10 protein-coding genes are annotated in these 11884 nt (G+C 71.8%); 4 read left to right on the forward strand and 6 right to left on the reverse strand.

Annotated features, from left to right (window positions below; translation table 11 throughout):
* Positions 1 to 4: 4 nt before the first annotated feature.
* Positions 5 to 1849, reverse strand: coding sequence for a glutamine--fructose-6-phosphate transaminase (isomerizing) (glmS, locus tag EBO35_RS15980; RefSeq protein WP_122818600.1), 1845 nt, complete (start codon positions 1847 to 1849; stop codon positions 5 to 7).
* A gap of 116 nt (positions 1850 to 1965) precedes the next feature.
* Between glmS and coaA the strand changes: the two genes are divergently transcribed.
* Positions 1966 to 2970 carry a type I pantothenate kinase gene (coaA, locus tag EBO35_RS15985; RefSeq protein WP_122818601.1) on the forward strand — a complete coding sequence of 335 codons (1005 nt, stop codon included), beginning with the start codon at positions 1966 to 1968 and terminating at the stop codon, positions 2968 to 2970.
* Here coaA and EBO35_RS15990 read toward each other — a convergent pair.
* The 4 genes from EBO35_RS15990 to rplM form a co-directional block, all read right to left on the reverse strand.
* Entirely contained in the window at positions 2967 to 3986 is a 1020-nt protein-coding gene (locus tag EBO35_RS15990; RefSeq protein ID WP_122818602.1) for a GNAT family N-acetyltransferase, read from the reverse strand. The genes coaA and EBO35_RS15990 overlap by 4 nt on opposite strands.
* Positions 3987 to 4047: 61 nt before the next feature.
* On the reverse strand, positions 4048 to 5394 hold the full coding sequence (gene glmM / locus EBO35_RS15995; RefSeq protein ID WP_122818603.1) for a phosphoglucosamine mutase: 1347 nt from the start codon (positions 5392 to 5394) through the stop codon (positions 4048 to 4050).
* A 17-nt stretch (positions 5395 to 5411) separates the two neighbouring features.
* A complete protein-coding gene (gene rpsI, locus EBO35_RS16000) occupies positions 5412 to 5909 on the reverse strand; it encodes a 30S ribosomal protein S9 (protein ID WP_122818604.1) in 498 nt (165 codons plus the stop codon).
* A 38-nt stretch (positions 5910 to 5947) separates the two neighbouring features.
* The gene (gene rplM, locus EBO35_RS16005; RefSeq protein WP_122818605.1) at positions 5948 to 6391 is read right to left on the reverse strand and encodes a 50S ribosomal protein L13; all 444 of its coding nucleotides are present in this window, start codon (positions 6389 to 6391) and stop codon (positions 5948 to 5950) included.
* A 401-nt stretch (positions 6392 to 6792) separates the two neighbouring features.
* Here rplM and EBO35_RS16010 point away from each other — a divergent pair, with 401 nt between their 5' ends.
* Both EBO35_RS16010 and EBO35_RS16015 read left to right on the forward strand, forming a co-directional pair.
* A complete protein-coding gene (locus tag EBO35_RS16010; RefSeq protein ID WP_122818606.1) occupies positions 6793 to 8082 on the forward strand; it encodes a citrate synthase in 1290 nt (429 codons plus the stop codon).
* A 22-nt stretch (positions 8083 to 8104) separates the two neighbouring features.
* Positions 8105 to 8758 (forward strand): HAD family hydrolase, encoded by a 654-nt coding sequence (locus tag EBO35_RS16015; RefSeq protein WP_122818607.1) that lies wholly within the window; start codon positions 8105 to 8107, stop codon positions 8756 to 8758.
* Positions 8759 to 8770: 12 nt separating this feature from the next.
* On the opposite strand, the gene EBO35_RS16020 is transcribed toward EBO35_RS16015, so the two are convergent.
* Positions 8771 to 10390: a long-chain-fatty-acid--CoA ligase gene (locus EBO35_RS16020; RefSeq protein WP_122818608.1), complete on the reverse strand. Its 1620-nt coding sequence runs from the start codon at positions 10388 to 10390 to the stop codon at positions 8771 to 8773.
* A gap of 385 nt (positions 10391 to 10775) precedes the next feature.
* Here EBO35_RS16020 and EBO35_RS16025 point away from each other — a divergent pair, with 385 nt between their 5' ends.
* The gene (locus EBO35_RS16025) at positions 10776 to 11873 is read left to right on the forward strand and encodes a S1C family serine protease (RefSeq protein ID WP_241153735.1); all 1098 of its coding nucleotides are present in this window, start codon (positions 10776 to 10778) and stop codon (positions 11871 to 11873) included.
* Positions 11874 to 11884: the final 11 nt, after the last annotated feature.

Raw genomic sequence — 11884 nt, forward strand, 5'->3', positions numbered from 1 at the left:
GCGGTCACTCGACCGTGACCGACTTGGCGAGGTTGCGCGGCTGGTCGACGTCGTGGCCCATCACCGTGGCCAGCTCGCAGGCGAACAGCTGCAGCGGCACGACCGAGACCAGGGGCTGGAGCAGGACGGGGACGTTCGGCAGCCGCACCACGTGGTCGGCGTACGCCGCGATCGCCTCGTCCCCCTCCTCGGCCAGGCAGATGGTGCGGGCACCACGGGCCCGGACCTCCTGGATGCCGCTGATCATCTTGTCGCGCAGCTGGTCGCGCCCGCGCGGGGGCACGATGCAGAGCACCGGGGTGCCCTCCTCCACGAGCGCGATCGGGCCGTGCTTGAGCTCGCCCGCCGCGAAGCCCTCGGCATGCAGGTAGGCCAGCTCCTTGAGCTTCAGGGCCCCCTCGAGGGCGACCGGGTATCCGGCGTGCCGGCCCAGGAACAGCACCGAGCGGGTGCCGACGTGGGCGCGCGCCAGCTCGTAGATGCTCTCCGCGTCGTCCAGGACGCTCTGCACCTGCTCCGGGATCGCCTGGAGCTGGTCCATGACCTGCTCGATCTCGTCGCCGAAGCGGGTGCCCTTGACCTGGGCCAGGTAGAGCGCGAGCAGGTAGCAGCCCACCAGCTGGGTCAGGAAGCCCTTGGTGGAGGCGACGCCGATCTCGGGGCCGGCGTGGGTGTAGATCACCGCGTCGGACTCGCGCGGGATCGTGGAGCCGTTGGTGTTGCAGATCGCCAGCACCTTGGAGCGCTGGGTCCGGGCGTGCCGGATCGCCTGGAGGGTGTCGGCGGTCTCGCCGGACTGGCTGATCGCGACCACGAGCGTGGAGTAGTCGAGGATCGGGTCGCGGTAGCGGAACTCCGAGGCCAGCTCGACCTCGACCGGGATCCGGCACCAGTGCTCGATGGCGTACTTGGCGACCATCCCGGCGTAGAACGACGTGCCGCAGGCGATGATGATGATCTTGTCGATGTCGCGCAGCTCCTGGTCCGAGAGGCGCATCTCGTCGAGCTGGAGCTGGCCGCCGCGGCTGTGCCGGCCGAGCAGCGAGTCGGCGACCGCGCGCGGCTGCTCGAAGATCTCCTTGCGCATGAACCAGTCGTGGCCGTCCTTCTCGGCTGCCGAGAGGTCCCAGTCGACGTGGTAGCGCTCGCCGCGGGCCGGGCTGCCGTCGAAGCCGGTGACCTCGACGGCGTCGGCGGTGATCGTGACGACCTGGTCCTGACCCAGCTCCAGGGCCTCGCGGGTGTGCTCGATGAAGGCGGCGACGTCGGAGCCCAGGAAGTTCTCCCCCTCGCCGAGCCCGACCACCAGCGGTGAGCTGCGCCGGGCGGCGACGACCCGGTCGGGGTCCTGCGCGTCGATGGCCACCAGCGTGAACGCGCCCTCCAGCTGCTGGCAGGCCCGCTGCATGGCGACGGTCAGGTCGACCCCCGCCTCCAGCTCCAGCTCCAGCAGGTGGGCGGCCACCTCGGTGTCGGTCTCGGAGAGCAGCACGTGCCCGGCGTTCTCCAGGCGCGCGCGCAGCTCGTCGAAGTTCTCGATGATGCCGTTGTGCACCAGCGCCACGCGGCGTACGGCGCCCAGGTGCGGGTGCGCGTTGGCGTTGTTCGGCGCCCCGTGGGTCGCCCACCGGGTGTGACCGATGCCGGTGGTGGAGGCCGGGAGCGGAGCCTCGGCGATGGCCTTCTCCAGGTTGGCCAGCTTCCCGGCGCGCTTGTCGCTGGCGATCGAGCCGCCGTCGACCAGCGCGATCCCCGCCGAGTCGTAGCCGCGGTACTCCAGCCGTCGCAGTCCCTCGACCACCACTCCCTGAGCCTGTTGGTGACCGACGTAGCCCACGATGCCGCACATGGGGCCCATGCTAGAGCGCCCCCACCGGCCTCCCACGAATCCTGCGACCCGCAGTCAGGTGGGTTGAGGTGGACGCCACACCCGCGCCAGGACCCGCGGCTGCAACAATCGCCCGCATGTCCTCCGGTGGCCCCCACGGCGGCGTCCCGGGCCAGGTGCCCGCGACCTCCCCCGAAACCCCGCGGGAGGCCTCTCCCTACATCGAGCTCGATCGTGCGGCCTGGGCCGCCCTCGCGGCGGAGACCGAGAACCCGCTCAGCATCGAGGAGATCCGCCGCCTGCGCGGGTTCGGCGAGTCGCTGGACCTGCGCGAGGTGGAGGAGGTCTACCTCCCGCTGAGCCGCCTGCTCAGCCTGTACGTCGGGGCGGCGGGCCGGCTGCACCGCGACCAGGAGGAGTTCCTGCACCGGCGCAACCCGCCGCGCACCCCGTTCGTGATCGGCCTGGCCGGGTCGGTGGCCGTCGGCAAGTCGACGACCGCGCGGGTCCTGCAGCAGATGCTCGCGCACTGGCCCGAGCACCCGAACGTGGCGCTGGTGACCACCGACGGCTTCCTCTACCCCAACGCCGAGCTGGAGCGCCGCGGGCTGATGCACCGCAAGGGCTTCCCGGAGTCCTACGACCGGCGCGCGCTGCTGCGCTTCGTCGTCGACATCAAGTCCGGCAAGGACGAGGTGCTCGCGCCGACGTACTCGCACCTGGTCTACGACGTGGTGCCCGACGAGAAGATCGTCATCAAGCGCCCCGACATCGTCATCATCGAGGGCCTCAACGTCCTCCAGCCGGCCCGGGCGCGCGAGGACGGGCGCACCGGCCTGGGCCTCTCCGACTTCTTCGACTTCAGCGTGTACGTCGACGCCGGGCGCGACAAGATCCGCGACTGGTACGTCTCGCGCTTCCTCCGGCTGCGCGAGACCGCCTTCCGCGACCCCGAGTCCTACTTCGCCAAGTACGCCGCGCTCAGCCAGGAGGAGGCCGCCGCCGAGGCCGAGCGGATCTGGGACACGATCAACGGCCCCAACCTGGTGCAGAACATCCTGCCGACCCGGTCCCGGGCCACGCTGGTGATGCGCAAGGACCGCGACCACTCGGTGCGCTACGTCCGGCTCCGCAAGCTCTAGCCCGCCGGCGCCCCCACCAGCTTCTGCACGTCCAGCGAGCGCTCGACGACCCGGTAACCGAGGGCCTGGTTCACGGCGTTCATCGGCGCGTTGACGCCCGCGTTGCCGGTGACCACCGCCGTGCAGGCGGGATGCCGGTCCAGCAGGTGCCGGTGGCCGGCGAGCTTCATCGCCAGACCCAGCCGGTGCCCCCGGTGCTCGGGGAGCACCATCGTCCCGCCGACGGAGGCGACCCGGGGGTCGGCGACCGGCACGAGCAGGTCGTGGCAGCCGACCAGCCGGCCGCCCGGGGACACCGCGAGCACGCCGCCCCAGTCCCGGCCGACCGCCCGGTGCCGCTCCTCGCTCTCGTGCAGCCGCTGCGGAGTCCAGTCGCCGCCGGTGAGCTCGAGGTCGCCGCTGGGGACCAGCTCTCGGAACCGGCCCACCAGCCGGCAGTACTCGGCCACCCACCGGTCGGGCACCCGGGTGTCGAAGACCTCGACCCGGTAGCCGTCCAGCCCGGCCGCGACCTTCGCGTCCAGGGCCGGCCACCGGGCCGGCGCGGTGCGCAGGTCGAGGAGCTTGGTCTCCTCCCGGTTCGCTACCGGGTAGCCGCAGGCCGCGGCGAACAGCGTCGACGGGCTCTCGGCGTCCACCGGCGCGCAGGCGGTGCCGACCAGCGCCGTACGCCCCTCGGCGACCGCGAGACGTTCCAGCTGCGCCAGCACGGCGCGGCCGACCCCGTGCCGCCGGTGCGCGGGGAGCACGTGCACGTCGGGCTCGGCGAGGTGGGTGTTGTCGAGCAGGAACAGCACCAGGAACCCGGACCCGACGACGACGCCGTCGCGGCGGGCGACCAGCAGGGTCCGGGCCACGTCGGAGCGCGGTCGCGGGTAGAGGCTGCGGGCCACCTCCCAGGCCGGCCAGGCCGGGAAGGGCCGGTCGTGCGCGACGCTCTGCGCACCGACCTCCCACCAGGCGCGCAGGACGTCCTCGTCGCCCGGATCGACCCGCTCGACCAGCACCGTGCTCATCCCGCCGACAGTAGGCAGCCCCGGGGGACGCCTGCCAGGCGATTCTCGGGCCGGGCGCCGCTCAGGCCAGGCTCAGCCGGTCCCGGACCACGGCGGCGAGCCGCTCGGCGGTCTCCTGCGCGTCGCGCTCGGTGGCCGCCTCGACCATGACCCGCACCAGCGGCTCGGTGCCGGAGGGACGCAGCAGCACCCGTCCGGTGTCGCCGAGGCGAGCCTCCTCCTCGGCCACGGACGCCAGCAGCACCTCGTCGGTGCTGGCCCGGCTCTTGTCGACGCCGGGGACGTTGAGGAGCACCTGGGGGAAGCGGGTGACGACCGAGGCGAGGTCGCTGAGCGTGCGCCCGGTGACGACCATCCGCTCCAGGACGTGCAGCGCGGTGAGGATGCCGTCCCCGGTGGTGGCGTAGTCGCTCATGATGACGTGCCCGGACTGCTCGCCGCCCAGCGAGTAGCCGGAGGCGTTCATCTCCTCGAGCACGTAGCGGTCGCCGACCTTGGTCTGGCGCGGCTCGATGCCGGCCTCCCGCATCGCCCGGACGAAGCCCAGGTTGCTCATCACGGTGGCCACGACCGTGTCCTGCGCGAGCCGGCCGGCGTCGCGCAGGCCCAGGGCGAGGACCGCGAGGATCTGGTCGCCGTCGACGACGTCGCCGGCCGCGTCCACGGCCAGGCACCGGTCGGCGTCGCCGTCGAGGGCGAAGCCGGCGTCGGCGCCGTGCTCGAGGACCGCTGCCTGCAGCGGACCGAGGTGGGTGGAGCCGCAGCCGTCGTTGATGTTCAGGCCGTCGGGTTGGTCGTGGGTCGCGATGACCGTGGCCCCGGCGGCGGTCAGCGCCAGCGGGCCGGCCTGCGACGCGGCGCCGTTGGCGCAGTCGAGCACGACCCGCAGCCCGGTCAGCGGCTTGGTCGTGGAGACGAGGTGGTCGACGTACTCGGGCACGGCCGTGGCGTACGGCGTGACGCGGCCGACGTCGGCGCCCGTCGGGGGCTGCCACTCCTCGCCGAGCCGGGCCTCGATGACCTGCTCGGCGGCGTCATCGAGCTTGACGCCGCCGCGGGCGAGGAACTTGATGCCGTTGTCCGGCATCGCGTTGTGGGAGGCGCTGATGACCACGCCGAGGTCGGCGCCGAGCGAGTCGGTCAGGAACGCGACGCCCGGGGTGGGCAGCACGCCCAGGAGGAGGACGTCGACGCCCGCCGAGGCGAGGCCCGCGACCACGGCGTTCTCGAGGAACTGCCCGGAGATGCGGGTGTCGCGCCCGACGACGGCGAGGGGGCGGTGGCCCGCGAACTCACCGCGGTCGGCGAGGACGCGGGCGGCTGCAACGGAAAGGTCCAGGGCGAGAGGAGCGGTGAGAACACCGTTCGCCTCGCCCCGGACCCCGTCCGTGCCGAAGATGCGAGCCACGTGTGGTGTGGCCCCGATCAGCGCTTGCTGAACTGAGGCGCCTTGCGGGCCTTCTTCAGACCGGCCTTCTTGCGCTCGATGACGCGGGCGTCACGAGTGAGCAGGCCGGCCTTCTTCAGGGTCGCGCGGTTGGCGTCGATGTCGATCGCGTTCAGCGACCGCGCCACGCCCAGGCGCAGCGCACCGGCCTGGCCGGTGATGCCGCCGCCGTGGATGCGGGCGATGACGTCGAAGCGGCCGTCGAGCTGCAGCGCAGCGAACGGCTCGTTGACGACCTGCTGGTGGAGCTTGTTCGGGAAGTAGGAGTCCAGGTCGCGACCGTTGATGGTCCACTTGCCGGTGCCCGGAACGATCCGGACCCGCGCCACGGCCTCCTTGCGACGGCCGGTGGCCGCGCCGGGGGCGATGGTGGCCGGGTGCTCCGGCGCGTCTGCGGACGGGGCGCTCTCGGAGCTGTAGGCAACGCCCTGCTCGTCGGCCTCGTAGGTCTCCTCGACCTCGGTGGTGTCAGCCACTGTGTTCCTCACTCAGACTTTGTTAGAAAGCGGTTCGATTACTGGGAGATCTGGGTGATCTCGAACGGGACGGCCTTCTGGGCCTGGTGCGGGTGCGTCGGGCCGGAGTAGACCTTCAGCTTCTTCAGCAGCTGGCGGCCGAGCTTGTTCTTCGGGAGCATGCCCCACACGGCCTTCTCGATGGCCTTGCGGGCGTCCTTCTCCAGCAGCTCACCGATCGGGGTGGCCGAGAGGCCGCCCGGGTAGCCGGAGTGGCGGTAGGCCATCTTGGTGGTCTTCTTGGTGCCGGAGAGGGCGACCTTCTCGGCGTTGACGATGATGACGAAGTCACCGGTGTCGACGTGGGGCGCGAAGATCGCCTTGTGCTTGCCGCGAAGCAGGTTCGCGGTGGTCACGGCGAGACGACCCAGGACGATGTCGGTGGCGTCGATGACGAGCCAGTCACGCTGGATGTCGCCGGGCTTGGGGCTGTACGTACGCACGACGGAGCCTTACTCGTTCGTTGGTCCCGGCCAGGCGGTCCCTGGCGGGTGGTGCTGCCACGCCCTCTGACGAACAACTGCCCGGGCGTTCCCAGCGAGGCTGGAGTCCGGGGCTGCACCCTGACGTGCGAGGTCAGGGCGCGGCAGGGGGCGCGACCAACCAAGATACGGGCGCCCGGGGCCGGGGTCAAAACGCGCGGAAGGCACCGCCTCGCACCGGCAGCACGAACCGGCCACGGACGAGGTGGACTGGGCCACCGCCCCCCGCCGCTGCGCGGCCGCTCGGAAGCGGCTCCGCCCGCTCGCCGGGCCCCTCACTGGACCGCCCGCGACCCCGCCCGAGGACCGCGGGGCGGACACCGCCTACCGGGACCCTGGGAAGCACGGCTAGGTTGAGCGGCGTGACCGATTCCCTCACCGTCCGCGACAACCGCACCGGACAGGAGTACGACGTCCCGATCGCCGACGGCGCCATCAAGGCCGCCGACCTCGGGAAGATCAAGGCATCGGACGACAGTCCGGGCCTTGCCGTCTACGACCCCGGTTTCGTCAACACCGCCTCCTGTCGAAGCTCCGTCACCTTCATCGACGGCGAGAAGGGCATCCTCGAGTACCGCGGATATCCCATCGAGCAGCTGGCGGAGAAGTCGACCTTCCTGGAGGTCGCCTACCTCCTGATCAAGGGCTCCCTGCCCACCAAGGCCGAGTACGAGGCGTGGGTGCACGAGATCACCTACCACACCTTCGTGCACGAGAACGTCAAGTCGTTCATGCAGGGCTTCCGCTACGACGCGCACCCCATGGGGATGCTGATGGCGTCGACGGGAGCCCTCTCCACGTTCTACCCCGACGCCGCCAACATCGGTGACGCCGACAACCGGCACATCCAGATGGTCCGCATGATCGCGAAGATGCCGACGCTGGGCGCCTGGTCCTTCCGGCACGCGCAGGGCAAGCCGTACGTCTACCCCGACAACGAGCTGTCCTACACCGCCAACTTCCTCTCGATGCTGTTCAAGATGAGCGAGTCGAAGTACGAGGCCGACGAGCGCCTGGTCAAGGCCCTCGACGTGCTGCTGATCCTGCACGCCGACCACGAGCAGAACTGCTCCACCAACGCGGTCCGCTCGGTCGGCTCCTCGCAGGTCGACCCGTACTCCGCCGTGGCCGCCGGCATCGGCGCCCTCTACGGCCCGCTGCACGGCGGCGCCAACGAGGCCGTGCTGCGGATGCTCAAGCGCATCGGCACCAAGGAGAACATCCCCGCCTTCATCGAGGGCGTGAAGAACGGCGACGAGAAGCTGATGGGCTTCGGTCACCGGGTCTACAAGAACTACGACCCGCGGGCCAAGATCATCAAGAAGGCCTGCGACGACGTCTTCGAGGTCACCGGGGTCAACCCGCTGCTCGAGATCGCCCAGGAGCTGGAGAAGATCGCGCTTGAGGACGAGTACTTCGTCAAGCGCAAGCTCTACCCGAACGTCGACTTCTACTCCGGCCTGATCTACGAGGCGCTGCAGTTCCCGCCGGAGATGTTCACGGTCCTGTTCGCGATCGGCCGCACCCCGGGCTGGCTGGCCCAGTGGAGCGAGCTGGTGCAGGACAAGGAGCAGAAGATCGCCCGGCCCAAGCAGATCTACACCGGCGCGCGCACGCTGGACTTCGTGCCCGCATCCGAGCGCTGGGCCTGAGCCCAGCCCCGATCGACCAGTGATGGACGAGACCCCCGACGGCCCGCCGTCGGGGGTCTCGCCGTCCCGGCCCGCCGGGGTGGTGTGGGACCTCGGCAACGTGGTGATCGACTGGGACCCGCACGCGGCCGTCGCGGCGGGGGTCGGCCCCGCCGAGGCGGCCCGGTTCCTCGCGGCGAGCGACTTCGACTTCCGCGCCTGGAACCACCTGCACGACGCCGGCGGCACCTGGGCCGACGGGCTGGCCGAGGTGGCGCGGACCTCCCCGCACTGGGCCGAGCACGCCCGGGCCTACCACGACCACTTCCCCGCCTCACTGGTCGGCGAGGTCCCGGGCACGGCGGCGATCATCCGCGAGCTGCACGCCGCCGGCGTCCCGCAGTGGGGGCTGACCAACTGGTCGGCCGAGCTCTACCACCACGCGCCGGCGACCTTCGACGTGCTCGCACTGCTCGAGGACGTGGTCGTCTCCGGCGTCGAGGGCGTGGCCAAGCCCGACCCGCGGATCTTCGCGGTGCTGCGCGCCCGCACCGGCCGGCCCCTCGAGGAGCTGGTCTTCGTCGACGACCGCGACGACAACGTCGCGGCGGCCTCGGCCGCCGGCCTGCACGCGCTCCTCTTCCGCGACGCCGCGCGGCTCCGGGCGGCGCTGCGTGACCTCGGCCTGCCGGTGTGAGCGGGGGCCGGGTCAGTTCACCGCCCGGTCCCGGTCGGCCCAGTACGGCGCGCGCAGGTCGCGCTTGAGGATCTTGCCGGTCGGGTTGCGCGGCAGCGCGTCGACCACGTCGACCGAGCGCGGGCACTTGAAGTGCGCCAGCCGGTCGCGGCACCACGCGAGCAGCTCCTCCTCGCTGGCCCGGGTCTCGGGCGCGAGCGCCACCACTGCCTTGACCGTCTCCCCCCAGGTGGCGTCGGGGACGCCGATGACCGCGACCTCCAGCACCGCCGGGTGCTCGGAGAGCACCCGCTCCACCTCGGGGCTGTAGACGTTCTCCCCGCCGCTGATGATCATGTCCTTGATCCGGTCCTCGACGAAGACGTAGCCGCCGTCGTCGACCTTGCCGAGGTCGCCGGTGCGGAACCAGCCGCCGTCGACAAGCACCTTCGCGGTCTCCTCGGGCCGACCCAGGAAACCCTGCATCACCTGCTGGCTGCGCAGCCAGATCTCGCCGTGCTCGCCGGTCGGCACGTCGGCCAGCGTCGCCGGGTCGACGATGCGGACCTCCATGCCCGGGATCGGGACACCCGCGGAGACCAGCCGCTCCGGGTGCTCCCCCGCGACGGCGGCCCGGTGGTCCTCCGGCATCAGGTGGGTGGCGACGCCCGCCACCTCGGTCAGGCCGTAGACCTGGATGAAGTCGGTCTCCGGCCAGGACTCCATCGCCGCCCGGAGCAGCGGCAGGGGCATCGGCGCCGCGCCGTAGGTGAAGGTCCGCAGCGCCCCGAAGAGCCGGACGGCGTCCGGGCCCGCCTGCAGGACCTGGGCCAGCACCGCCGGGACCAGGAAGGTCCGGTTGGCGCCGGCCAGGATGGCACCGGCCAGCGACGCACCGTCGGGGTCGCGGGTCATCACGCTGGGGATGCCGTCGTGGATGCCGAACAGGACGTAGGAGGAGCCACCCACGTGGAACAGCGGCATCGCGACCATCGACTTGTCGCCGGGCTCGAATGCCCACCCGTCGTGGGCGTTGAGGGTGTGCTCGACCAGGTTGGCGTGGGTCAGCAGCACGCCCTTCGGATGCCCGGTGGTGCCCGAGGAGTACATCACCAGGCACACGTCGTCGGGTGAGACCTCGGCCGGGCGGGACACCGGCGAGGCGGCGGCCAGCCAGGCCTCGTACTCGTCCCCGTCCGCGCCGTCCGGAGTCACCTCGATGATCCGCTCGACGTGGCGCAGCCGGTCCCGGATCGCGTCGACCGCCGGCCGCAGCTCGGTGCCGACCACCAGCACCCGGGCGCCGGAGTCGTTGACTGCGTAGTCGATCTCGTCGCCGGCCAGCCGCCAGTTCACGATCGCGTTGGCAGCGCCCAGCGACCCGGCGGCCAGCGAGATCTCGACGCACGCGGGGTGGTTCTTGTCGAGGACCGCGACCACGTCACCACGGCCGATGCCGAGGGCCTGCAGCCCGCCCGCCGCCCGCCGGACCCGGTCGTTCCACGCGGCCCAGGTCCAGGTCCGGTCGCCGTAGGTCATCGCCTCGGCGTCGGGCGTGGCCAGCGCCCAGTGCGCCAGCCGATCGTCGACGAAGGCGGGGGCGGGGGCACTGCTGGCACCACTACTGGTCTCGGGCTCGGTCGTGACGTCCATGGTCGGTACCTCCGGTCGGTTGCGCCGATTGTGATCCAGCACACACCCGGTGACAACGGTTCCGGGGGGTCGGGTTCTTGGGCGGCGGCCAGCGCGGTCTCAGCATGGTCACAGGGATGGTGGGCACCGTTGTGGAATGACCGATCAGCCGCCGTCTCCCCGCTCCGAACCGCCGGCTCCTGACGGACCCTCCCCCGCCCGTCCGGGGTCGCCGGCAGGCTCAGCACCCCCGGGCAGTCCCGGGAACCCGGGCAACCCGGGCAACCCCGGGAACCCGGCGAATCCGAGCAGTCCCGGCGGCCCGGTGCCGCCGCAGGGCGCCGCGCCCGCGGGCTCGTCGGGGCCGTCGTCGGGGTCGAAGGGCCGCGGCGGGCTCGCTGCTGCCGTGGTCGCGGGCTCCCTCGTGGTGGGGGCGCTCGCGGGATTCGGCGGTGCTGCCGCCTGGGACGCGTTCGACGACGACGACGAGGCCAGCACGTCCTCGTCCTCGACGTCGTCCTCGCAGGACCAGAACAGCCAGGTGGGCAGCGGCGCCTCGACCGACTCGGTCGAGGCGGTGGCCGCGAAGGTGCTGCCCTCGGTGGTGAAGATCGACGTGACCAGCCAGCAGGGCGCCGGGTCGGGTTCCGGCATCGTCCTCACCGCCGACGGCCGGATCCTCACCAACGACCACGTCGTCTCCGGGGCCGGACAGGGCGGCACGATCTCGGTCTCGTTCAGCGACGGCTCCCGGGCGGACGCCGAGGTGGTGGGCACCGATCCCCTGACCGACGTCGCCGTCATCCAGGCCCAGGACGTCGACGACCTGACACCGGCCTCGCTCGGCAACTCCGACGACCTCGCCATCGGCGAGGAGGTCGTCGCGGTGGGCTCGCCGTACGGGCTCGACGCGACGGTCACCAGCGGCATCATCAGCGCCTTGAACCGGCCCGTGAACGTCGGCCAGAACACCGAGGGGAACACCACCGCCTATCCGGCCATCCAGACCGACGCCGCGATCAACCCCGGCAACTCCGGTGGTCCGCTGGTGGACATGGACGGCAACGTCGTCGGGATGAACTCCTCGATCCTGAGCAACTCCTCGAGCAGCGGCGAGGCCGGCTCGATCGGCCTGGGCTTCGCGATCCCCATCGACGCGGCGCTGCCGATCGTCGAGCAGATCGTCGCCGGCGAGGAGCCGACCCACGCCATCTTGGGGATCACCGTCTCCGACGCCTCCGGCGTGCAGGGCGGCAACGCGAGCGCCAGCCCGTCGGAGGGCGCCCTGATCCGCGAGGTCTCGCCGCAGTCGGCGGCCGGCCAGGCGGGCCTCGAGGCGGGCGACGTGATCACCCGCATCGACGACCACCCGGTCACCGGAGCGGACTCGCTGGTCGCCACGATCCGGTCCTACCGGCCCGGCGACACCGTCACCGTCGTCTACGAGCGCGGCGGGGAGGAGGAGAGCACCGACCTGACGCTGGACTCCGACGGGGACAGCTGACCTGCTGATCG

Origin of the sequence: Nocardioides pantholopis (assembly GCF_003710085.1) — a bacterium.
Taxonomy (GTDB): domain Bacteria; phylum Actinomycetota; class Actinomycetes; order Propionibacteriales; family Nocardioidaceae; genus Nocardioides; species Nocardioides pantholopis.